The following is a 20,935-nucleotide window of genomic DNA, read 5'->3' as shown; positions in this document are numbered from 1 at the left end:
CAAAGGGGAGGGGAGAATTGACGCCGCTCTGCTCATCGCCCGCCTCGGTAGCTGCGCGGCGTGTAGACCCAGGGTCGCTCCCCGGCCGGGCGGGGCACGCAGCGCGTCGTCGAGGCGCCGATGATGACGAGGGTCGCCATGTCGGCGAGGCCGCCGGCCGCCTCGGCAAGCGGCATCACCGTCAGCTTCTCGTCGGCCCGCCCCACGGCCCGGGCGAAGATGACGGGCGTTTGCGGCACGCGATGCGCGCGGGCGATGGCGAGGGCGCGCCCGAGCTGCCAGGGCCGCGCGCGCGAGATGGGGTTGTAGAGGCAGATGACGAAATCGGCCGACAGCGCTGCCGCGAGCCGCTTCTCCAGCACCTCCCACGGCTTCAGGTTGTCGGACAGGGAGATGGCGCAGAAATCGCCGCCGAGCGGCGCGCCGGCCCGGGCCGCGGCGGCGAGCATCGCGGTGACGCCGGGCTCCACCGCGATGTCGAGCCCGGCCCAGGCGGGATCGCCCCCTTCGAGCGCCTCGAACACGGCCGCCGCCATGGCGAAGACGCCGGGATCGCCGCCCGAGACGACGGCCACCTGCCGGCCCTCGGCGGCGAGGGTGAGGGCATGGCGCGCCCGCTCCAGCTCCACCCGGTTGTCGGAGGCGTGGCGGCGCTGGTCCGGCTGCAGGTCGCCGAGCCGGTCGAGATAGGGGCCGTAGCCGATGAGGTCGCTCGCCCCCTCGAGCGCGGCGCGCGCCGCCGGCGTCAGCCAGTGCGGCTCGCCCGGCCCGAGACCGACGATGACGAGGCGGCCCGGCGCGCTCACAGCCGACGCCCCTCGCCGGGCACCAGCACCATGGCGAAATAGGGCGCCTCGTCGTCCGCTTTTTCGGCGAGCGGGCAGACGATCTCGCCGTGCATGGTGCCGCGCTCGACGAAGACGGCGCGCTCGATGAGCCCGGCCTCGATCAGCGCCGCACGCACCTTGGGGAGGTTGCGGCCGAGCTTCATGATGACGGCGGCGTCCGTCGTGCCGAGGCGGCGCACCAGGTCCTCCTTCGCAAGCGTCGCCGGCAGCACCGTGAGCACGTCGTCACCCCAGGTGATGGGCACGCCCGCGCGCGACCAGCAGCCCGACATGCCGGTGACGCCCGGCACCACCTCCACCGAAAAGCGCCCGCGCAGGCGTCGCCACAGATGCATGAACGAGCCGTAGAAGAAGGGGTCGCCCTCGCACAGCACGGCGACATCGGTGCCGGCGGCGAGTTCCCGGGCGATCGCCTCGGCCGCCTCGTCGTAGAAGGCCGTGATGGCGGCGCCGTAGCCCGGATCGGCCACGGCGATCTCGGTCGTCACCGGATAGACGAGGGCCATCTCGCGCCCGCCGGAGCCGATGGCCGCATCCGCGATGGTGCGGGCATGACCGCGCCGGCCCTTCTTGGCGAAATGGGCGACGAGGCCCGCCCCGAGCACCACCTCGCGGGCGCGCAGCGTCACGTAGCCGGCGTCGCCCGGTCCCATGCCGACACCGAAGAGCTTGCCTGGAAGGGTCATTCGCTGTCGCTCGCAAGGGCGTTGACCGCCGCGGCCGCCATGGCGCTGCCGCCGCGCCGGCCGTGGACGACGAGATGCGGCACGCGCCCGTCGGCGGCGAGCACCGCCTTCGATTCGGCCGCGCCGACGAAGCCGACCGGGATGCCGATGACGGCGGCCGGCAGCGGCGCGCCCTCGTCCAGCATCTCCAGCAGGTGGAACAGCGCGGTGGGCGCATTGCCGACGACGACGAGGCTGCCGGCGAGGCGCGCGCGCCACAGCTCCATGGCCGCGGCGGTGCGGGTGTTGCCGATCTTCTCGGCGAGGGCCGGCACGCGCGGGTCGTCGAGCGTGCAGACGACCTCGTTGCCCGCCGGCAGGCGCGCGCGGGTGATGCCGTTCGCCACCATGCGCGCGTCACAGAGGATGGGCGCCCCCCGGCGCAGGGCCGCCGCCGCCGCTTCCGCGAAACCGGCGGACATGTCGACGTCCTGCGGCAGGTCCGTCATGCCGCAGGCGTGAATCATGCGCACGACGACGCGCTCGGCGGCGCCGGAAAAGCGCGCAAGATCGGCCTCGGCGCGGATGATGGCGAAGGAAGCGCGGTAGATCGCCGCCCCGTCGCGTTCGTAATCGTAACGGCCGCTCATCGCGGCATCTCCTTCCCCAGTTCAGGCCTCAGCGCGCGGGCGAGGGCCGCGATTGCCTCGCCCCGCGACGGGCCGGTCGCGACAACGCGCTGCAGCAGCGCCTCGATCTCCGCCACGGAGCGCACGGCGAGCGGCGCATCGCGCGCCGTGCCGTCGAGCACCACGCCATAGCCGCCCGCCTCGCCCACCAGCGTGAGCGGCGCCGGCGCCTGGCGCGCACACCCCTTGGCGCAGCCCGAGACATGCATGGCGCCGAAGAGCCCGGCCACGCCGGCGAGGCGCAGGGCATCGGCCTGCGCCGGCGCGAAGGCGCTCCGGCAGGCCGGGCGCCCCGGGCAGGCGACGAGCAAGACCCGCGGATCGTCGGCATCGACGATGAAGCCGGCCGCCCGCGCCTCGCGCATCAGCCCGTCCGCGGCGCCCCTGTCAAGATGCGGGATGAGCACGGCCCGGGACGGCGTCAGGCGCAGTTCTCCCGCGCCGTGGCGGCCGGCCCAGCCGGCGAGCCGGCGCATGTCGGCAGCGGCGAGGCGGCCGAAGGCCGGGGCGACAGCGAGGATCGGTTGTTCGCCGGCTGGCAGAAGGCCGAGGTAATTAGCCGGCACATCGTTTCTTTGCCGAGGGCTCCGCTTACCGGGGTTATTGGCGAGGAATTCCGATACCAGCGCCGCAATCCGGACCGGGAGGCCGGCCGCCTGCTCTCTCCCCGTGCAAGCCGGGAGCCCGGCCGCCTGTCCCCTCCCCCCTTGTGGGGGAGGGAGGGGGGTGGTCCAGCCAGGAAGGCGACCACCCTCTTTCGTCGCGCGCGCCACCCCCAGCCCCTCCCCGCAAGGGGGAGGGGAGTAGGGCGCGTCCGCCTCAGGCGGTTGCGCGCCGGGCAAACGGATGACAGCGTTTCCGTCGGCATCGACGGCGACCTCGAGGTCCGCCGCCACGGCGGGCGCGGTGCCTTCATGTCCGAGGGCGATGCAGAACTTGCCGGGGAGCTTAGCGCGCAGCGGCCGCAGCGCGGCCTCGATGGCGTCGGCGAGCGGGCGCAGGTCGCGCCGTCCGTCGAGACCCGCGAGCGGATCGAGGAAGACGATGCGCTGCGGTCCTGTTGCCGGCAAATCATCGATGAAGCCGAGTCCGGCGAGCGCGTCGGAGAGCGCGCCATGATCGGCCTCGGCAACACCTCGCAACTGCAGGTTGCCGCGGCTCGTAACATCGGCGAGGCCGTTGCCGTAGCGCTCAGCCAGATCGGCGAGCCCTCCGAGCTGTGCCGCCGTCAAGCAGCCGTGGCGCGGGTGGTTGCGCACCAGGAGGCCGTCGCCGGTCGCCATGGGGCGGGCGATGCCAGGACACCAGCCGCGTCGGCTGGCCGGTACGGGAGCCGCGCCGCTCATGCCGCGGCCTCCCGGACGAGGGCGTCCAGCCGGGTGGCGGTGGAATTGAGCCGCGTCCGCCACAGGCCGCGGCGGCGTGCCGCGGCGAAACGCTCGAGGATGGCGCCGGCGGCCGGGGGGTTGGCCTCCCGCACCTGGCCGAAAACCGCCTCGTCGGCGACATAGGCAGCAAAGAGCATGTCGAACTGGTGGTCCGACACCGCGCCCGTGGTGGCCGCGCAGATGAAGACGGCATCGAGCGACTGGGCGAGCTCGGCGGCGCCGCGCCAGCCATGGGCGAGCTGGCCGGCGATCCAGCGCGGGTTGGCGAGCCGGCCGCGGACGAGGCGGGCGACGTCCTCCTCCACGGTGCGCACGCGCGGCGCCTCCGGCCGGCTGGTGTCGAGGCTGAAGACGAGCGCCCCCTCGCGCCCGGCGACGGCGAAGCCGCCGATGGCCTCCATGGCGTCGTCGCCGTCGAGGATGTCGCGCTCGCGCGTGTCGGACACATGGACGAAGGCATCCGCCGCCGCGAGCCGCTCCGCGAAGGAGCCGTCCCGACGCGCCTCGCCGGCGCCATAAGCGTGGTCGGTCGCGGCCAGGTAGAGCGCGGCAAGGTCCCCGCGCGCGGCCTCGTCATCCGCCAGGACCCGGTCCGCCAGCCCCACGCCGTAGCGGCCCGGCGCGGCGCCGAAGACGCGGGACAGGAGGCCACCGGCGCGGCGCGCGGCGGCGAGCGGGTTCCAGCCGTCCTCCTCGTCGAGCGCCGCGACCGCCCGCGCCGCCTGGTCGAGCAGCGCCAGCTGGATGGGGAAGGTATCGCGAAAGGCGCCCGAGACGCGCAGGGTGACGTCGACGCGCGGCCGGTCGAGCAGCGCCAGCGGCAGAATGGTGAAGCCGCCGACGCGGCCGGAGGCATGGTCCCACTCCGGCTTCACGCCCATCAGCGCCAGCGCGTGGGCGATGTCCTCGCCGCCGGTGCGCATGGTGGGCGAGGCCCACAGGTCCATGACGATGCGGCGCGGCCAGTCCCCCGTCTCCTGCAGATGGCGGCGGATCACCTCGGCCGCGGCGCGCTCGCCGAGCCGGGTGGCGGCCGGGGTGGGGACGGCGCGCGGGTCGAGCGTCGTCATGTTGCGGCCGGTGGGCAGCACCTCCACCTGCCCGCGGGCCGGCGACCCCGATGGGCCGGGCGGCACGAAGCGCCCGTCGAGCGCGGCGACGAGAGCGTCACGCTCGGCCGCGCCGCTCGCCGCGACGGCCTCGGCCACGCGGGTTGCCTGCGCCTCGTCGAGCCCGGCGATCTCGGCGAGGAGGCGCGCCCGCTCCGCCGCCGCCGGGCTGCGGCCGAAGATGTGCAGTCCCTCGGCGAAGGAGATTTCGGCGAGGTCGCACAGATGCGCATCGAGCGCGCTCAGCGCCTCCGCCATGGCCATGCCCGGGACGATGCCGCATTCGGCGGCGAGGCCGGAGGCTTCGGCGCGCGACAGGATGTCCTCGGCAAGGAGCTTCGCGCGGCGCGGGTCGAGCGCCTGGGCGCCGGCATATTCCTCGACGAGGTCGCGCAGCGCGGCCGCCTCGCCGTGGAGCCCGCCGACGGCAAGCGGCGGCGTGAGATGGCCGAGCGTCAGGGCCGCGATGCGCCGCTTGGCGGGCGCCGCCTCGCCCGGATCGTTGACGATGAAGGGATAGATCACCGGCAGGTCGCCCGCCGCCACCTGCGGCCAGCAGGCCCCTGACAGCGCCACGGCCTTGCCCGGCAGCCATTCCACAGTGCCGTGCGTGCCGAGATGAACGAGGGCATCGATGCCGGCGCGCCGGAGCGCCAGATAGAAGGCGAGATAGCCGTGGCAGGGCGGCACGTCCGGCGCGTGATGCAGCGCCTTCCTGTCGGCGCCCGGCAGGCCGCGGCCCGGCTGCAGGGCGGCGAGCGCCTTGCCGGCGCGCAGGACCGGGAAGACGAAATGATCGTCGCGGCAGGCGGGGTCCGATTCAGGCGCGCCCCAGCGGTCCAGAACCTCCGCCTGCAGCGCGGCGGGCTGGGCGGAGAACCAGACGCGATAATCGGCAAGGGACAGGAGCGCTTCGCCATCGCCCCCCGGATCGCGGGAGAGATCAACCGCGCTGACCGGGTGCCCCCTGTCCCCCTCCCCCCGCTTGCGGCGGGGAGGGACCAGGGGTGGGGCGCCCTCGGGCGCAGCGCCGGGGCGTTCGGAATCACCTGCCGTAGCCATCGTATTCGGCGAGCACCCACCTGCGGCACCGCCCCCACCCCGGCTCTCCCCGCCGCTTCGCCGGGGGAGGGAGAAGAGCCCGTCAGCCGCGGCATCACTTCGGCCACGTCGAAGCTGCGGCGCGTGTCGAAGCCGACCGCGGCGAGATCGTCGAAGATAGCGCATAGGCTCGCCGGCGTGTCGAGCCCCACGGCATAGCCGGCGCGGCCGGCCCGGGCGGGATAGTCGGACAGGATGAAGGCGAGGCGCCGCTCGCCGCGCGGTGTCGCGGCAAGGCGCGCCCAGCGGGCGGCGAGGTTCGCGACCGCCGCCACGCCCTCCGGATCGGCGACCTTGCGCCGGCCGACGAAATCGGCCGCCGGCACGTCGAGCGCCCATTCCTTGAAGGCGACGGCGCGGCCGATGAGGCGCCCGTCCGCCTCCGGCAGCACGACCTGCATGGCAAGATCCGCGGCGGCGAGGCCGGCCGGCGCCTCCGCCCAGGCCTCGCGCGTGCTGCCCGAGACGATCGCCTGGATGACGGGCGCCCCGGCCGCATCGAGGACGAAGCCGGCATCGTCCCGCGCCGAAAAGCCCGTCAGCGCGACGATCACGGCGGGCGGGCGCAGCGTGATGAGCCGGCGCAGCGGCTCGGCGACGGCAGGATCCTTGAGGCTGGTGAGCGCCAGCGGCAGCGGCGCGAGGCCACGCACGGCCAAGGCCTCGGCGAGGGCTGCGGCCGGCGCGACATCCCCGGCCGCGAGCGCCGAGCGATAGAAGAGGAGCGGCACGACCGGCCGGTCAGCCGGCAGGCTTGCAAGCGCCGCCTCGGGCTCCACGGCCCCGCCCTCGGCCGACCAGGCGACGAGCGGCGGCAGCGGCGCCGGCGGTGCAGACGCGGTCTCGCTCGCCGCTTCATGGCCGAGGGCTGCCGCGATGCGGCCGAGCATCGCCTGCATCGCCGCCTCGCTGCCGGCCGAGAAATCGGCGTGAAGCGCGCGCAACAGGTCCGGCGGGACACTGGAGAGCACCATGAGCGCCGGGTCGGGCCGCGGCTCGCCGGGCACCGCCGCGAAGATGAGGTCCGTCTCCCGCGCGAGCTGCGACAGCCGCTCGAGCCCGTAGCGCCAATAGTCGATGCCGCCGAGGCAACGCACCAGGACGAAGCGCGCCTTCGCCGCCACCTGATCGACATAGAGGTCGACCGACAGGGGGTGGCGCAGCCGCTTGAGGTCGGCAAGGCGCAGGCTGGGGAAGCCCTTGCCGAGGCGGGCATGAGCGGCCGCGACGAGCGCGAGGTCGCTGTCGGCGAAGGAGAGCACGACAATGTCGCCCGGCGACTGGGCGACGTCCACCGCCTCGTTCGCCTCGTCGAGCGTCACGGAAGTCGTCGCGAGGAGGTGCATCGCCTCCGTCCCTCACCTTTCACGCGGGCCGGCGAGCCCGCGCGTTCCTCACCCGGCGAGCGCGCCCGCCACCGCAGCCTGGTCGAAGCCCTTGAGGCCGATGACGACGAGCCGGCCCGCGCGCTCCTCCCCCGGCTTCCACGCCCGGTCGAAGTGGTGGCCGACGCGGGATCCCACCGCCTGCACCACGAGCCGCATGGGCTTGTCCGGCAGCGCGAGGAAACCCTTGATGCGCAGGACACCATCCACCGCGCCCGCGGCGGCCACGCGCCGGGCGATCTCCTGCGGCGAATCGACATCGGCCACCGGGAAGACCGCGCTCTCGAAATCGTCGTGGTCGTGCTCGCCGACGTCGTCATGGTGCGACGGGCGGGCGGCGAGGTCGTCCTCCGCCGCCGCGCCGAGGCCGATGAGGACGCGCGCGTCGATGGCACCGTTCGCGGCCGGCACGATCTTGATCGCGCGCGGCAATTCGCCCGAGATCTGCGCGGACACCGCCTCGATCTCGGCCGGGCTCATCAGGTCCGTCTTGTTGAGCACGATGAGGTCGGCGCACAGGAGCTGGTCCTCGAACACCTCCTCGAGCGGATTGTCGTGGTCGAGCGTCTCGTCCGCCGCGCGCTGGGCGGCGAGCGCAGCGGGATCGTCGGCGAAGCGCCCCTCCGCCACGGCCGGCCCGTCGACCACGGCGACGACGCCGTCGACGGTGACGCGCGAGCGGATCTGAGGCCAGTTGAAGGCGCTGACGAGCGGCTTGGGCAGGGCGAGGCCCGAGGTCTCGATGACGATGTGGTCGGGCGCCGGCTCAATGGCGAGCAGCCGGTCGAGCGCCGGCACGAAGTCATCCGCCACCGTGCAGCACAGGCAGCCGTTGGGCAGTTCCACCACCGCCTCCTCCGGGCAGCCGGCGATGCCGCAGCCGGAGAGGAACGAGCCATCGAAGCCGACGTCGCCGAATTCGTTGACGATGACGGCGATGCGCCGGCCGTGGTCGCCCTCGAGGATGCGGCGCACGAGGGTCGTCTTGCCCGCGCCGAGGAAGCCGGTGACGATGGTGCACGGCACCTTGGCCGTCGTTGCTGGAAGGGTCGCTTGCATCTGTCGGTCCAGTCTGCCGCATCACGGCGGCACAAGAAAATCGGGGGCTGCGCCAGGGGCGGCGCGGCTAGTCCTGCGTCAGCGCATCGCTGCCGCTCAGGGCCGGCGCCGGCATCTGCGGGCGAAAGGCCAGGGGCGGCACGCGCGCGACGACGCCCTTGCGGAAGGGCAGCGGCCGTTCCTTCCAGGCGATGATGCCGTTCTCGGTGGCGCCATAAGCCCGTGCCGCAGCGGCGATGTCGTCGAGATGGGCCTCGTTGTCGAGGTCGCCGACGAGATAGGTCCACTTGCCGTCGCCGACGAGCGCCACCGTGCAGGGGCGGTTGCAGACGGCGAGGCACTCGACCGGCACCACCGCGGCGCCGGGCGCATCACCGGCCAGCCGGTCGGCGAGGCGCTCGGCGAGCACGCGGCCCGGCTCGTCGAAGCCGGCGGCATTGTCGGCGCGCCGCCGGCAGGAGACGCAGACGAAGACGGTGACGTCGGGCGCCGCCATCACGCCTCACCCGCCCGGCGGGCCAGATGCTGCCAGAGGAGACCGACGAGGAGCCCGGTCGACAGCCACAGCACCGCCTGGACGGCGAGCGAGGTGGCGGCGAACTGGGCGGCGAGCTCGGCCGGCACGCGGCTCTCGTAGGCGGCCGGATGCGGCGCGCCGACGACGTGCGGCGCCGCGATCATGGCAAGGGCGAGGGCACGGGCCCAGAACGCGCCGTGGCGCACGAACAGCCACAGGCCGCCCGCGGTCAGCGCCGCCGTCGCGATCCACCAGACCTGCCGCGCCAGCAGCGGCGCGGCGGCGCTGCCGGGCAGTTCCGGCGCGAGGCCGAGGGCCGGTGCAAGGCCGGCGGCGAGGAAGGCGGCGAAGGCGAAGCCCAGCGCCCGGCGCTCGTCGATGCGCCCGCCTGCCGCGATCATGGCGGCGAGGATGACGAGGGCGAAACCGACGGCCGTGACGATCGTGGCAAGCCCGGTCAGCAAGGTCCTGCCGGCATCGAAGCCGGCCTCACCGCCCGATGCGGCAGCACCGGCGCCGTGGCCGCCGTGAGCGAGGATGATATTGGCCGGCACCAGCAGGCCACGGGCCTGCTGCTCGGCCTCGACCTCATAGACTTCCGCCGCCAGGATCAGCGGCGTCGTGGTGAAATGCTGCAGGACCGCAACCGCAAGCCCGGCAACGAGGCCGGCCACAAGGCCGACCGCGAGCACGCGTTGGAGCATTGCCCGTCAGTGGCAGGGGAAGCTCAGGGCGTGGCGCGTGTCGTGCGCGGCGTCGTGGATGGTGTCGGGGTGGGCAAAGCCCGTCACGAAGACGAGTCCCGTGCCGAGGACGAAGGCGAGGAGCGCCACCTTGAGGGCTTCGGCGCGGCTGGCAACGCGGGCGGTTGCGACTGCGGTCATCGTGCATCTCCCTGGCTGCCACACCCGGCAGCCTCACGCGTGGATCGGCGACGGCAGGTCTCCTGGCTTGCGGCTCTCGGCCCCGGGCCGCCTTCCCGGGACCCGTGGGTCCCAGTGGCATCCGGCCCGGCGCTTGCCGCCTACAGTTGCGGGGGCAGCCGCGGCTTTCGACCGCGTTCCCTTTTCACCTCGCGGGAGCGAGGCACCGTCACCGGCACATTACCGTTTCACGAGGCGCTTGCAATCACGCTTTTTGCCGAGCGTCACCGCCGAGGCGCCCGGTGGCGCCTCAGGACCGCTCCTCGACGGCGTGGACCTTGAGCTGCCGCCGCTCGCCGCCGCGCGTCTCCCACGAGATCGACTGGCCGGCGGCGAGGCCGATGAGCGCGACGCCGATGGGAGTCAGGATGGAGATGCGGCCGGCCGCGATATCGGCCTCACCGGGGTAGACGAGCTCGACCGTCTGCACCTTGCCCGTCACCTCGTCCTCGAAGGTGACGCGCGAGCCCATGGCGACGACGGCGCTGCGCAGCTTGCCGGCTGGCAGGACCTTGGCCCGGTCGAGCTCGCCCAGGAGATTCTCGGCGACCTCCGGCTGGCGGTCGGCCGCGGCCTCGGCCAGCGCGTAGAGCCGGTCGAAATCCTCCTGCGAGACCGTGATGGGCGGGCGGCGCAAGGTGCGGCGCGAAGACACGGTGGACATGGGTAACCTCTCGATTGAGCGTTGGCGGCCCGGCACGGCCCCTTGCCGGGCAGGCCAGTTGCGGGAACGACCCCGGCGGCGCGAGGCGCCTGCGGGCCGGCCGCCGCGGCGCCTTGCCGCGTCATGGGGGTGATCGTCGTGCGATGCTGCTACAGGCCGGCATGCGCCGGCGGTCGTCGGGCCGGAGCCCGGCGGCTGCCCCGAGCCCGGGCAGCCAATGGCCACACCGCGCCCGGGGCTATGTTCCCGCGATAAGGGAACCCGCGCGAAGCAGAAAACGGCGCTGTGGCACGACCTTCAACATCATCGGTCGAATATGGGTCTGGCCCGATCGGGTGTCAAACGGGCGGACCCGGAGCGGCCTGTGGAAGGCGTTCACTTCTCGGCGGCATCGAGCCGCGCGAGCTGGGTGGCGAACCATGCGCGCACCTCGCCGCCCGCCAAGTCACCCAGCGCCAGCGCGACCTTTTCGGCCCGCGGGTCCAGCGACGCGCGCGCGAGGATGCGCTGCATGCGATGCCCCGACATCACGAGGACGGCGAAATCCGCCGCGATGCGCCCGCGCTCGTCCGGCGTGAGGACGTCGAAGGCATCGAGGGCGAAGAGCACCCGCCGCTCCGCCATCCACGCCTCGAAAGGCATGGTGCGGATCGACAGGGCGAGGGCAGCCCTGCCCTGGTCGTCGAGGCGCCCCCCGGTCACATGGGTGGCAGCCAGTGCAAGCCAGGCATCGCCAGAACGGGGCGAGGCTCGCACGAGGCGCCGGCGCAGATCGGCGCAGGCCCCGCGCTGCCGCTCCGCCTCCTCGCCGCTCCGCCGCGCCACCAGCGCCAGCCACTCGCTGTCGCAGGCCAGTGCGGCAACGGCCAGAACCTCGCCCGATTCGACGCCGCCGACCGGCCCCGGAACGGGCGAATCAGCGATCGCGACACGCGGCAGCTGGCTTGCGCCGAACTCCGGCATGAAGGTTCCCGCCGCGCGGACCGCCCAACCCTGGGACCGCAGCATGACAAGGCCGGCGGTCACCAGCGCGACGGCCAGGACGAGGGCCATGGCGCGTCTCATCGCGCCTGCCCCGCGAGGGTGGGCACAACGGCCGGCGCCGCAGCCAGGCGCGGGGCGGCCGCGAGGCCGCGCACCGCATCGCCGGCAGCCGCGAAGGTCAGCGCGAGCAGCGCCGTCGCGAAGCCGCGGCTCTCGATCAGCATGGCCTCGACCACATTCGCGCCGATCAGGAAGACGGCGACGGCGAAGGGCAGGTAGCGCAAGGCTCCGAGCCGTGCCACGTCCTCCCGCAAGACAAGGCGCAGGGACTGGCGAAGGAGGATGAACAAGACGAAGAGGGCGGCGAGGAGACCGACAACACCAAGGCCGACGAGAATATCCATGTAGCCGCTGTGCGGATTGACGAAATCGTAGCCGAACATCGCGGTGACGGCCGGCCGCAGCACCTGGTAGCCGGCGCTGAAGCCATAGCCGAGCCAGGGATTCTCACCCACGAGATCGATCAGCAGCACCCACAGCTGCCAGCGGCCCGTGAAGGTGAGGTCGCGCCCGAGCGCCGCGATACCGACCGATATGAGCGCCTCGGCCGCGATCAGCAGCGGAACGAGGAGGAAGATGCCGAGGACCAGCAGCACGCCGCGCAGGTTCCGCCCGGCCCCTTCGAGGAGGCGCAGCCCGGCCAAGGCGGCAACCCCGATGACGAGCGCCGCATAGCCGCCGGCCGATTCCGACCGTGCGAGACAGAGGACGGCCACGGCGGCGACGGCAAGCCGCAGAACGAGCGGCCCGAGGGACGGCCCGGCGCAGAAGAGCCAGATGATGCAGGTGAGCGCCGCCGCCTGGCCGAGCAGCACGCGATGGTAGAAAACGCCCCGCCAGACGCCGGCATGGATGGATTCAAAGGCATCCGTGCGCTGGTGCAGCGCGTCTTCAGGCGTCATGAAGGCAAAGAGCGCGCTGGCGAGGATACCGATGGCGAGCACGATCGCGACCAGACGCAAGGTCTCCCGGGCGCCGAAATAGGCGACATAGCCGCAGCCGAGGACGAAGGTCGCCGTGCTGGCGAAGGTCTTCTGCAGCGTCACCCCCGGAAGCGGAGACCAGAAGGCCGACAGCGCCGCAAGTAGGAGAACCAGGAAGATGGGCCAGGCGCGCAGCAGCGAGGCTGCGAAGCGGCGCGGCGCCATCAGGCCGAAACAGAGGCCAAGGGCGTAGATGCCGATGAGCAGGCCGCGCAGCAGCGGCGAATAGATCTCGATGGCCTGCTCGAAGTCGATGCCGACGATCTGCGGCCGGAAGATGTCGAACAGCACGACAAGCGCCGCCACAGCCATCAGCCGGATAACGGCGGGCCTTGCAGCGACTTCCTCCTCCGCCGGGCGACGCAGCTGCGCCCTGCCGGTTCCCGCCTCGCTCATCCGCGGCGCCCCGCTGGCTCCAGAGGCGCGAGACTATCGCCCCTCGACGCAAATTGCCACGCATCCGCCACAGGTGGCGTCGGAGGCGCTGGCCCGTGTGCCGTCGGTGGGGTAACAAGGGAAAGTGATGGCGTCCCGGACAGGATTCGAACCTGTGACCTACGGTTTAGGAAACCGTTGCTCTATCCTGCTGAGCTACCGGGACAACCGCAGCCCCTTTAGCACATGATTCTCGAAATTGCAGCGCGGCAGATGCTTCATGTCGGGATCGCGGGCTCGCTCGCGGCCCTGCTCGCATCGACGTCGGTGGCTGCTGCGGCCTCCTGCGCCGGGCAGGCCGCCGGTCCCGTGCGCATCGCCGCCGTCACGCGGCACGGCGACCTCGGCCTCGATGACGGCCGCATGGTGCGGCTCGCCGGCATCCTGCTGCCGCAGGAGGGGCCGGCGGCCGAGGCTTGGCGTGGACGGCTTGCAACACTCGCCGGAGAAGATGTCGCGCTCGCCGCAATCGGGGCGGGAACGGACCGATGGGGCCGCAATGTTGCCTCAATCTTGGTCGGAAAGAACCTTTCGGCCGCTTGGGACGTTTTCCCACAACGCGCGTCGACCGACGCCGAAGGCGCATCCGATGTCATGATGCTCGAGGAGCTGTTGGTGCGGAACGGTTTGGCGCGTGTATGGCCGCAGTATGGCGTGAAGGATTGCATACCGGCTCTGCTCACGGCAGAGACAGAGGCGCGGCGCGAGGTGCGCGGGTTGTGGCGCGAAGCCGAGCATGCGGTGCGGCAGGCGGATGATCTCGAAGCGCTTGCGGCCCTCGCGGGACGCTTCGCCATCGTCGAGGGCATCGTCGTGAGTGTGGGCGAACGCTCGGCGCGCACCTATCTGAATTTCGGCCGGAGGTGGTCCGAGGACATGACGGTCACCGTGTCGAAACCGATCTGGCGGATCATGCGCGCGGCCGGGCTCACCGCAGCCTCGCTCGAGGGGCGCCGGGTGCGTGTGCGCGGGGTCGTCGAGCTTCGCGGCGGGCCGTTGATCGAGGTAACACGGGCGGAAGACGTAGAGCGTATCGAGGTGGCCGGGACGGAATGAGCAGGCTGAGCGACAGGGCAGGACGAATCGGGCCGGGACGCGCCGCGCGTCTCGCGGCCGGATTGTTCATGGCTTTTCTCCTGGCCGGCTGCGCCTTCGACGGCACCCGGCTGCCGGACACCGCGCCCCTGCCGCCAGCCGCGCCGCGGCTGACCGGCCTCGACCGGGCCGCGAGCCGCGAGCACCAGCAGCTCGTCTCCGCGCTCGGCGGCGAATATCGCAACGCCAGGGCCGAGCAGCTGCTGCAGCAGGTGGTGGCGAAGCTGACGCCGGCGAGCGACCGTCCGGCCGAGAGCTATCGTGTCACCATCCTCAACTCCCCGACCGTCAACGCCTTCGCCCTGCCGACGGGCAACGTCTACGTCACGCGCGGCCTGCTCGCTCTGTCCAACGACACGTCGGAGATCGCCGGCGTGCTCGCCCACGAGATCGCCCACGTCACCGCCCGCCATGCCGTTGCGCGCGCGGAGATGGAGCAGCGCTCCATGCTCGTGAGCCGCGTGGTCTCCGAGGTGCTGAACGACCCGGCAGCGAGCGAGCAGGTGCGCGACGAGACACGCCTGTCGATCGCCGGCTTCTCGCGCGCGCAGGAGCTCGAGGCGGACCGCATCGGCGTGCGCACCATCGCCAAGGCAGGCTACGACCCCTACGGCGCGGCGCGCTTCCTGGTCTCGCTGAGCCGCAACGCCGAGCTCAATGGCAGCTCGAGCCGGTCGGCCCAGGGCCAGAACTTCCTCTCCACCCATCCGACGACGCCGGAGCGCGTGTCCCAGGCCATCGCCGCGGCACGGCAGGCCGGCAGCGCCGCGGGGGCGGCGGACCGCAACACCTATCTCAACGCCATCAACGGCCTCGCCTATGGCGAGGATCCGGCCGACGGCGTCGTGCAGGGGCGCCGTTTCCAGCACCCGCGCCTCGGCATCACCTTCGCCGGGCCGGAGGGGTTCCAGCTCGACAATACCGCCCAGGCCGTCTTCGGCGTCTCGCCGGACGGGTCCCAGGCCCTGCGCCTCGACGCCGTCGAGCTGCCTCCGGCACAGAGTCTCAAGGATTTCCTCGCCTCCGGCTGGATCGAGGGAATGACGACCCAGAACATCGCCGAGACGACGATCAACGGCCTGCCGGCCGCGACGGGCACCACCGAGGGCAAGGAGTGGCACTTCCAGCTCGCGGCCATCCGCGTCGACAATGCCGTCTACCGCCTCGTCTATGCCTCGCGCGACAACAGCGCGGCCACGACCCGGGCCTTCCGCCAGACGCTCGCGAGCTTCCGCCGCCTCTCCTCGCACGAGATAGCGTCCATCCGCCCGCGCCGCATCGCCCTCGTCACGGCGCAGCCCGGCGATACGGCCGAGAGCCTCGCCAGCCGCATGTCGGCTCCCGACCGGCCGCTCGAACGCTTCCTCGTGCTCAACGGCCTCACCGCCGGCAAGCCGCTCACGCCCGGCTGGACCTACAAGATCATCACGGAAGAATGATCGGCGCCGTGACCTGAAGGCCGGGGGCTTCGCGGCCGGGCCGCGCGCCCGCGGAGGATGGCTGTCAGGCGCGGCGCGACGCGGCCGAACTCGTTTTCGAGCGAAGGGTGAAGTTCCTTCGGCGCAGGCATGCCCGAGGCCGCGCCGTCAAGCTGGCCGACTGCCAGACAGCAAAAAGCCCGGCATCTCTGCCGGGCTCCTGCGTGAGCTGAAGGCGATCAGGCGGCTTCTTCCTGGACCTCTTCGGCGTCGAGGTCGGCGTCGGCCTCGGCCGGCGCCTTCGCCGCCCGCTTGGGCGACTTGGCGAGGCTGTCCTCGATGAGCTTCAGCGCCTCGGTCTCGGTGACGCGGTTGACGGCCGAGATCTCGCGCACCATCCGGTCGAGCGCGGCCTCATAGAGCTGGCGCTCGCTGTAGGACTGCTCGGGCTGGGCGTCGGAGCGGTGCAGGTCGCGCACCACCTCGGCGATGGCGATGAGATCGCCCGAATTGATCTTGGCCTCGTATTCCTGCGCGCGGCGCGACCACATCGTGCGCTTGATGCGCGCACGGCCGGTCAGCGTCTCCAGCGCCTTGTCGACGAGCGGCGTCTCGGCGAGCTTGCGCATGCCCACGCTCGCCGCCTTCGTGGTCGGCACGCGCAGGGTCATCTTGTCTTTCTCGAACGTGATGACGAACAGTTCCAGCTTGAAACCGGCGACCTCCTGCTCCTCGATGGCGACGATCTGGCCGACGCCATGAGCGGGATAGACGATGGATTCCCCCGTCTTGAAACCCTGACGCTGGGCGGTCTTCTTGGCATTCGTCATGATAGTGGTCGCCTCCTGATCGCACTCGCCTCGAAACGGACGATACGCCCCACCACCGGGAAGGCTGATCCGCGGCGGTGGCACAACACCAGCGGGGCAGGAGGAACACCTCTGCCTCGCAAACCGATCTCAGTCGATGAACCCGTGTCGCGCAAAGACCCTGGACGCCTGCGAAGGGTATCGCAGGTCCGCTACTGACGTTCTCTGGCTGAACAAAGTACGGCGAAAACGACCGTGCCCATTGCGCTAACCGACTGTAGAACAACAACCTATCATAAAATGCAGTGAAAATCAAAGGTCTACCGCGCCGCACCCTTCAAACGGGCGCGGCAGGGGCGCTCAATCTCCCTCGCCCGGCTCGGGCGAAAAATACTTCTCAAGCTTGCCGGCGATGCCGTCGAACTCCTTGGCATCGGCCGGCGCCTCACGCTTCTGCGTGATGTTGGGCCATACCTTGGCGTAATCGGCGTTGAGCTTCAACCAGTTCTCGAGGGAGGGCTCGGTATCGGGCTTGATCGCCTCGGCGGGGCACTCCGGCTCGCACACGCCGCAATCGATGCACTCGTCCGGGTGGATGACGAGCATGTTCTCGCCTTCGTAGAAACAGTCGACCGGGCAAACTTCGACGCAGTCCATATACTTGCAACGAATGCAGTTGTCGGTGACGACGTAGGTCATCCGCTTCTCCTGCCGCCTGGTCCCGTGTTCAGAAGGCGGGCCCTAGCCCGTCCGTCAGTGCGAAAGCGCGCTCTACCCGCTCCGGGCCGGCAAAGCAAGCGACGTCTCGTCGCGCGCGACCGGCGAATGCCGCGCCTGCATCACAACGTCGCACACCAGCCTGTACCGTGACTTAAGGAGCCGGCGCGGATGACGCCAGAGCGCACTCATTCGCTGGGTGCAGGGCCGTCCTGCAAATTTTCGACATAGAGCGTGCGCGCTTCTGCCGCAGGCCCGCGGCGCGTGCCGAGCGCCACGACGGTGACCACGAAGGTCCCGTGCGCGAGGGCGATCGTGAGGACGTCGCCCTTGCCGATGCGGCGGGCGGGATCCTCCATGCGCCGGCCGTTGAGGCGCACGTGGCCGGCCATTACCAGCTTGGCGGCGAGCGTGCGGCTCTTGGCCATGCGCGCGTGCCACAGCCACTTGTCGAGACGCAGCCGCTCGGCTTCCTGCTCCGCCATGCACTCCGCCCGCGCGGGCGGCGGGGCTCGCGCCCCGCGGCGCCGCTACTTCTTGTCGTCCCGCGATTCCAGCTGCTGCTTGAGGGCGAGCAGCTTGGCGAAAGGCGAATTGGGATCGGGCGCCCGCTCGCTGCGCTGCTCGTGGCGGCGCTCGCCGCGTCCCTCTCCCGGCTTGCCGCGGCGCTGCCCGCCGTCGGCCCGCTTGTCCGCCGGCCGCCCGCCGCCCGGGGCACCGTTGCGCGGCTGGGCCGGGCGCATCGGCCCGCGCACCGCCGGAGCCTCCGGCCGTCCCGCTGCGCCTTCGCGCGGCGCCTCGCCTCGGCCATGGCGGCGGCCGCGCTTGTCCGCGCCCTGCCGCTGCTGGGCGTGATGGTGATGGCGATGCGGGCGCCACACCTCGATCAGGACCGGCTCGGCCGGATCGGCCGCAGCGGCCTCCTCCGGCCCAGCCTCCCGAGCGGCTGGCTCCTGCGAGGCCGGCTCCTGGGATGCCGGCTCCTGGGATGCCGATCCCACCGTGAGCTGCGGCTCGTCGGCGGGCGCTTCGGCCGGCACCTCGGTGGCGGCCGGCTCGGCAGCCTCGGCCTCGGCAACGGTTTCGTTGGCGGCCTCCGGGGCAGCAGCCTGTGCCTCGGTGTCCTCGACCGCTCCTTCGCTCTCGGGAGGTGCGGCGTCAGAAGCCGCGGCTTCGCCTTCCGTTCCGGCGGGCTCGGCCGGTTCCGCGGCAGCGGCTTCGGCTCCACGCTCGGGCGGCGTCACCTGCCGGGGCGCCGGCACGAGCGGCACCGTGATGGCCGGGCCCGTGCGGCGGTCCATGACATAGCCGAGCGCCTTAAGGATCGACGAGAAGTCCTCGCCCGAGCAGCCGACGAGCGACGTCATGGCGACGGTGACGACGAAGGCGTCACCGTCGGCGGCGCCGGCCGGCGGCTCGCCGGGCGTCGTGCCGGGCCGGTAGGCGATGGCCGGGCGGATGAGATCGGCGAGGCGCTCGAGGATGTCGACGCGGACGGCCCGCTCGCCGCAGACGCGGAAGCCGGCGGCGCGATAGAGCGCCTTCGGCGCCTCGGCATCGACCGGGATCGAGGTGCGCCCCGAGGCGGCGAGATGGGGGATGTCGTCGAGCCCCTTGACGTCGAGGCCGCCGTGCTTGAGCGCCCACAGCTGGGCGGCGAGCGCCCGCGGCGCCGGCTTCAGGAGCTGGGGCAGGTAGAGATGATAGGCGCCGAAGCGCACGCCCATGCGCCTCAGGGCGCCGCGCTGCTCCTGGTCGAGGCCCTTCACCTCCTGCGCCACGCGCGCCCTGTCGAGCACGCCGAGGGATTCGGCGATCTGGAAGGCGATGCCGCGGGCGATGCCGTTGAGCTCGCTTGCCTCCTCCAACGCGATGAGCGGCCCGAGCAGCTTGGCGACATGCGCCTTGAGCCACAGCTCCAATCGCTGCTCGACCTTGTCGCGCGCCGGGCCGGTCAGATGCTCGTCGGAGAGGATGCGCAGGCGCGGGCCCAGCAGCTTCTCGCCCGGCACCAGCCGCGCCACGGCCTCGCCCATCCAGCGCACGACCCCGTCGTTCGCGAGCACGAACGTCTCGTCGCCGGCGTTGGCGAGGCGCTCGGCGCGCATCTCGATCTCGCCGGCCAGCGCCTTCTGCGCCGCGGCGCGCAGAGCCTTGGCTTCGGTGCCGTCCGCCTGCGGGTCCGCGGCGAACTGAAATCCGTGGAGCTGGCCCACGTGCTGGCCTTCGACCAGAACGTCCCCAGCGGCGGTGACTTCCGCTTCAAGCATCGCATTCTCTCTCAAACGCCGCATCAGGACGCTGGTGCGCCGGTCGACGAACCGGCTGGCCAGACGCTCGTGCAGCGCATCCGACAGCCTGTCCTCTACCTGACGGGTTCGCGCCTGCCAATGCTCGGGATCGGTCAACCAGTCGGGACGGTTGGCGACGAAGGTCCATGTGCGCACCTGTGCGATGCGTGCGGAGAGGGTGTCGATGTCGCCGTCGGTACGGTCGACGAGGCCGACCTGACGGGCGAACCAGTCCTCCGCTAGCACGCCGTTGCTGACGAGATCGCGGTAAATCGTGACGACGAGGTCGGCATGAGCGGCCGATGCGACGCGCCGGTAGTCCGGCACCTGGCACACCTCCCACAGGCGTTCGACCGCCGCGCGCGAGCCGGCGAGGCGGCGCACCTCGGCATCGCGGGCGGCGATGTCGAGCGCCGCCTCGTCCTCGGCGGTCGGCGCGCGCGTCAGCCCTTCCTCGCGCGGCGGCGCGGCGAGGCTGCGCTGCAGGGCAGCCAGCGAGGCGAAGTCGAGATCCGGGTTGCGCCACTGCAGCATGCGCACCGGCTCGAAGGCATGGTCCTCGAGCGCCGTGACGAGCTCGGAATCGAAGGGCGGGCAGCGGCCCGTGGTGCCGAAGGTGCCATCACGCATGTGGCGCCCGGCGCGGCCGGCGATCTGGCCGAATTCGGCGGGTGTCAGCTGGCGGAAGCCGTAGCCGTCGAACTTCCTCTCGCTGGCGAAGGCGACATGGTCGACGTCGAGGTTGAGGCCCATGCCGATGGCGTCGGTGGCGACGAGATAGTCGACGTCGCCGGACTGGTAGAGCTCGACCTGGGCGTTGCGGGTGCGCGGGCTCAAGGCCCCGAGCACGACGGCCGCCCCGCCCTTCTGCCGGCGGATGAGCTCGGCGACGGCATAGACCTCCTCGGCCGAAAAGGCGACGACGGCCGAGCGGCGCGGCAGCCGCGTGATCTTCTTTTCGCCGGCATAGCTCAGCTGCGACAGGCGCGGCCGCGAGACGATGTTGGCGCCCGGCAGCAGCTTCTCGACCAGCGGACGCATGGTGGCCGCGCCGATGATCAGGGTCTCGGAGCGGCCGCGCTGGTTGAGCAGCCGGTCGGTGAAGACGTGGCCGCGGTCGAAGTCGCTGGCGAGCTGGATCTCGTCGATGGCGCAGAAGGCGACGTCGAGGTCGCGCGGCATGGCCTCGACCGTCGCCACCCAGTAGCGGGCGTTGAGCGGCTTGATCTTCTCCTCGCCGGTGACGAGCGCGACCTGATCGGCGCCGGCGCGCTCGACGAGACGGCCGTAGACCTCCCGCGCCAGGAGGCGCAGCGGCAGGCCGATCACCCCGCTCTCGTGCGCCAGCATGCGCTCGATGGCGAGATGCGTCTTGCCCGTGTTGGTCGGCCCGAGCACGGCGGTGACCCCGCGGGCGCGCACGGAAGGCGGCAATGATCGAAGAAGCATGCGATCCCGATTACGACAAACGGCCCGGCGCCGCGAGGCTTTGCCCCGGCGCCCTCCTGTACCACAGCGGAACGCCCGCCCGCGCGCTTTTTAACGATGCGAACAGGCCGCGAACGAAGGGAGCCCGAATCGCTGACTCGTGGAGAATCAGGATTCGTTCGCTACGACATATGGTGGCCGGACCTGCCCTGCGCCACAAATGCCCGCCATCGAAGGTCCTGCCGCGGCGCGATGAAGCACGCGGAACGGTTAACGGGCAGAGGCTTCCTGCAGCCGGCGATCCTTAACGCGCCGGAGAGCCGTGAGCCTCCGGGACGTTAACGATCAGGCCGAAACGGGAACAGAG

The 20,935-nt window shown here is 71.9% G+C and carries 18 protein-coding genes, 1 tRNA gene, 1 pseudogene and 1 riboswitch; of the genes and pseudogenes, 2 read left to right on the top strand and 18 right to left on the bottom strand.

Features of this window, described 5'->3' with window-relative positions; translation table 11 throughout:
* Positions 1–32 precede the first annotated feature (32 nt).
* The 14 genes and pseudogenes from cobJ to AL346_RS09460 form a co-directional block, all read right to left on the bottom strand.
* The gene (cobJ, locus tag AL346_RS09520; RefSeq protein ID WP_019403792.1) at positions 33–806 is read right to left on the bottom strand and encodes a precorrin-3B C(17)-methyltransferase; all 774 of its coding nucleotides are present in this window, start codon (positions 804–806) and stop codon (positions 33–35) included.
* Positions 803–1,534 (bottom strand): precorrin-2 C(20)-methyltransferase, encoded by a 732-nt coding sequence (locus AL346_RS09515; RefSeq protein WP_019403791.1) that lies wholly within the window; start codon positions 1,532–1,534, stop codon positions 803–805. The genes cobJ and AL346_RS09515 overlap by 4 nt, the downstream gene beginning before the upstream one ends.
* Positions 1,531–2,163, bottom strand: a complete 633-nt coding sequence (locus AL346_RS09510; protein ID WP_019403790.1) for a precorrin-8X methylmutase — start codon at positions 2,161–2,163, stop codon at positions 1,531–1,533. Before AL346_RS09510 ends, AL346_RS09515 begins: the two co-directional genes overlap by 4 nt.
* Positions 2,160–3,548 carry a hypothetical protein gene (locus tag AL346_RS09505; protein ID WP_082312478.1) on the bottom strand — a complete coding sequence of 463 codons (1,389 nt, stop codon included), beginning with the start codon at positions 3,546–3,548 and terminating at the stop codon, positions 2,160–2,162. The genes AL346_RS09510 and AL346_RS09505 overlap by 4 nt, the downstream gene beginning before the upstream one ends.
* On the bottom strand, positions 3,545–5,761 hold the full coding sequence (locus AL346_RS24590) for a cobaltochelatase subunit CobN (RefSeq protein ID WP_371259734.1): 2,217 nt from the start codon (positions 5,759–5,761) through the stop codon (positions 3,545–3,547). The genes AL346_RS09505 and AL346_RS24590 overlap by 4 nt, the downstream gene beginning before the upstream one ends.
* 137 nt (positions 5,762–5,898) lie before the next feature.
* Positions 5,899–6,690: pseudogene (locus tag AL346_RS25560) on the bottom strand (cobaltochelatase subunit CobN); the annotation flags it as partial.
* A gap of 504 nt (positions 6,691–7,194) precedes the next feature.
* Positions 7,195–8,244: a cobalamin biosynthesis protein CobW gene (cobW, locus tag AL346_RS09495; RefSeq protein ID WP_053193577.1), complete on the bottom strand. Its 1,050-nt coding sequence runs from the start codon at positions 8,242–8,244 to the stop codon at positions 7,195–7,197.
* 67 nt (positions 8,245–8,311) lie between these two features.
* A complete protein-coding gene (locus tag AL346_RS09490; protein WP_019403786.1) occupies positions 8,312–8,740 on the bottom strand; it encodes a DUF1636 domain-containing protein in 429 nt (142 codons plus the stop codon).
* Positions 8,740–9,465, bottom strand: a complete 726-nt coding sequence (locus AL346_RS09485) for a CbtA family protein (protein WP_019403785.1) — start codon at positions 9,463–9,465, stop codon at positions 8,740–8,742. Before AL346_RS09485 ends, AL346_RS09490 begins: the two co-directional genes overlap by 1 nt.
* Positions 9,466–9,471: 6 nt before the next feature.
* Positions 9,472–9,645 carry a CbtB-domain containing protein gene (locus tag AL346_RS09480; RefSeq protein WP_019403784.1) on the bottom strand — a complete coding sequence of 58 codons (174 nt, stop codon included), beginning with the start codon at positions 9,643–9,645 and terminating at the stop codon, positions 9,472–9,474.
* Between the two features lie 34 nt (positions 9,646–9,679).
* Positions 9,680–9,870: riboswitch (cobalamin riboswitch) on the bottom strand.
* A 64-nt stretch (positions 9,871–9,934) separates the two neighbouring features.
* On the bottom strand, positions 9,935–10,348 hold the full coding sequence (gene rnk / locus AL346_RS09475; protein WP_019403783.1) for a nucleoside diphosphate kinase regulator: 414 nt from the start codon (positions 10,346–10,348) through the stop codon (positions 9,935–9,937).
* A gap of 375 nt (positions 10,349–10,723) precedes the next feature.
* Positions 10,724–11,401: a hypothetical protein gene (locus AL346_RS09470; RefSeq protein ID WP_019403782.1), complete on the bottom strand. Its 678-nt coding sequence runs from the start codon at positions 11,399–11,401 to the stop codon at positions 10,724–10,726.
* Positions 11,402–11,409: 8 nt separating this feature from the next.
* Positions 11,410–12,771 carry an O-antigen ligase gene (locus AL346_RS09465; protein WP_082312475.1) on the bottom strand — a complete coding sequence of 454 codons (1,362 nt, stop codon included), beginning with the start codon at positions 12,769–12,771 and terminating at the stop codon, positions 11,410–11,412.
* 128 nt (positions 12,772–12,899) lie between these two features.
* Positions 12,900–12,976, bottom strand: a tRNA-Arg gene (locus tag AL346_RS09460).
* Between the two features lie 20 nt (positions 12,977–12,996).
* On the opposite strand from AL346_RS09460, the gene AL346_RS09455 reads away from it, so the two are divergent.
* Positions 12,997–13,866 carry a thermonuclease family protein gene (locus AL346_RS09455; RefSeq protein WP_019403780.1) on the top strand — a complete coding sequence of 290 codons (870 nt, stop codon included), beginning with the start codon at positions 12,997–12,999 and terminating at the stop codon, positions 13,864–13,866.
* Positions 13,867–13,934: 68 nt separating this feature from the next.
* Positions 13,935–15,344, top strand: a complete 1,410-nt coding sequence (locus AL346_RS09450; RefSeq protein WP_019403779.1) for a M48 family metalloprotease — start codon at positions 13,935–13,937, stop codon at positions 15,342–15,344.
* Positions 15,345–15,562: 218 nt separating this feature from the next.
* Here the strand turns inward: AL346_RS09450 and AL346_RS09445 are convergent, their stop codons facing one another.
* From AL346_RS09445 to AL346_RS09430, 4 genes are all read right to left on the bottom strand, one after another.
* Positions 15,563–16,153 carry a CarD family transcriptional regulator gene (locus AL346_RS09445; RefSeq protein ID WP_019403778.1) on the bottom strand — a complete coding sequence of 197 codons (591 nt, stop codon included), beginning with the start codon at positions 16,151–16,153 and terminating at the stop codon, positions 15,563–15,565.
* Positions 16,154–16,492: 339 nt separating this feature from the next.
* Positions 16,493–16,831 (bottom strand): ferredoxin FdxA, encoded by a 339-nt coding sequence (gene fdxA / locus AL346_RS09440; RefSeq protein ID WP_019403777.1) that lies wholly within the window; start codon positions 16,829–16,831, stop codon positions 16,493–16,495.
* Between the two features lie 206 nt (positions 16,832–17,037).
* Positions 17,038–17,334, bottom strand: a complete 297-nt coding sequence (locus tag AL346_RS09435; RefSeq protein ID WP_019403776.1) for an RNA-binding S4 domain-containing protein — start codon at positions 17,332–17,334, stop codon at positions 17,038–17,040.
* A gap of 45 nt (positions 17,335–17,379) precedes the next feature.
* Complete coding sequence (locus AL346_RS09430) at positions 17,380–20,589, bottom strand: helicase-related protein (RefSeq protein WP_026015417.1); 3,210 nt, start codon at positions 20,587–20,589, stop codon at positions 17,380–17,382.
* Positions 20,590–20,935 lie beyond the last annotated feature (346 nt).

The organism is Chelatococcus sp. CO-6, assembly GCF_001271345.1.
Lineage (GTDB): Bacteria > Pseudomonadota > Alphaproteobacteria > Rhizobiales > Beijerinckiaceae > Chelatococcus_A > Chelatococcus_A caeni.
Note: the sequence above shows the minus strand (reverse complement) of the source record. Positions and strands in the feature narration are given on the sequence as shown.

Bases quoted from the DNA above. Each gene is read 5' to 3' on its own strand.
- AL346_RS09490 (WP_019403786.1), bottom strand. From the start codon at position 8,740: ATGGCGGCGCCCGACGTCACCGTCTTCGTCTGCGTCTCCTGCCGGCGG.
- AL346_RS09465 (WP_082312475.1), bottom strand. From the start codon at position 12,771: ATGAGCGAGGCGGGAACCGGCAGGGCGCAGCTGCGTCGCCCGGCGGAG.
- AL346_RS24590 (WP_371259734.1), bottom strand. From the start codon at position 5,761: ATGGCTACGGCAGGTGATTCCGAACGCCCCGGCGCTGCGCCCGAGGGC.
- rnk (WP_019403783.1), bottom strand. From the start codon at position 10,348: ATGTCCACCGTGTCTTCGCGCCGCACCTTGCGCCGCCCGCCCATCACG.
- AL346_RS09510 (WP_019403790.1), bottom strand. From the start codon at position 2,163: ATGAGCGGCCGTTACGATTACGAACGCGACGGGGCGGCGATCTACCGC.
- AL346_RS09515 (WP_019403791.1), bottom strand. From the start codon at position 1,534: ATGACCCTTCCAGGCAAGCTCTTCGGTGTCGGCATGGGACCGGGCGAC.
- AL346_RS09505 (WP_082312478.1), bottom strand. From the start codon at position 3,548: ATGAGCGGCGCGGCTCCCGTACCGGCCAGCCGACGCGGCTGGTGTCCT.
- AL346_RS09470 (WP_019403782.1), bottom strand. From the start codon at position 11,401: ATGGCCCTCGTCCTGGCCGTCGCGCTGGTGACCGCCGGCCTTGTCATG.
- cobW (WP_053193577.1), bottom strand. From the start codon at position 8,244: ATGCAAGCGACCCTTCCAGCAACGACGGCCAAGGTGCCGTGCACCATC.
- AL346_RS09480 (WP_019403784.1), bottom strand. From the start codon at position 9,645: ATGACCGCAGTCGCAACCGCCCGCGTTGCCAGCCGCGCCGAAGCCCTC.
- AL346_RS09485 (WP_019403785.1), bottom strand. From the start codon at position 9,465: ATGCTCCAACGCGTGCTCGCGGTCGGCCTTGTGGCCGGCCTCGTTGCC.
- AL346_RS09450 (WP_019403779.1), top strand. From the start codon at position 13,935: ATGGCTTTTCTCCTGGCCGGCTGCGCCTTCGACGGCACCCGGCTGCCG.
- AL346_RS09435 (WP_019403776.1), bottom strand. From the start codon at position 17,334: ATGGCGGAGCAGGAAGCCGAGCGGCTGCGTCTCGACAAGTGGCTGTGG.
- AL346_RS09445 (WP_019403778.1), bottom strand. From the start codon at position 16,153: ATGACGAATGCCAAGAAGACCGCCCAGCGTCAGGGTTTCAAGACGGGG.
- fdxA (WP_019403777.1), bottom strand. From the start codon at position 16,831: ATGACCTACGTCGTCACCGACAACTGCATTCGTTGCAAGTATATGGAC.
- AL346_RS09430 (WP_026015417.1), bottom strand. From the start codon at position 20,589: ATGCTTCTTCGATCATTGCCGCCTTCCGTGCGCGCCCGCGGGGTCACC.
- AL346_RS09455 (WP_019403780.1), top strand. From the start codon at position 12,997: ATGATTCTCGAAATTGCAGCGCGGCAGATGCTTCATGTCGGGATCGCG.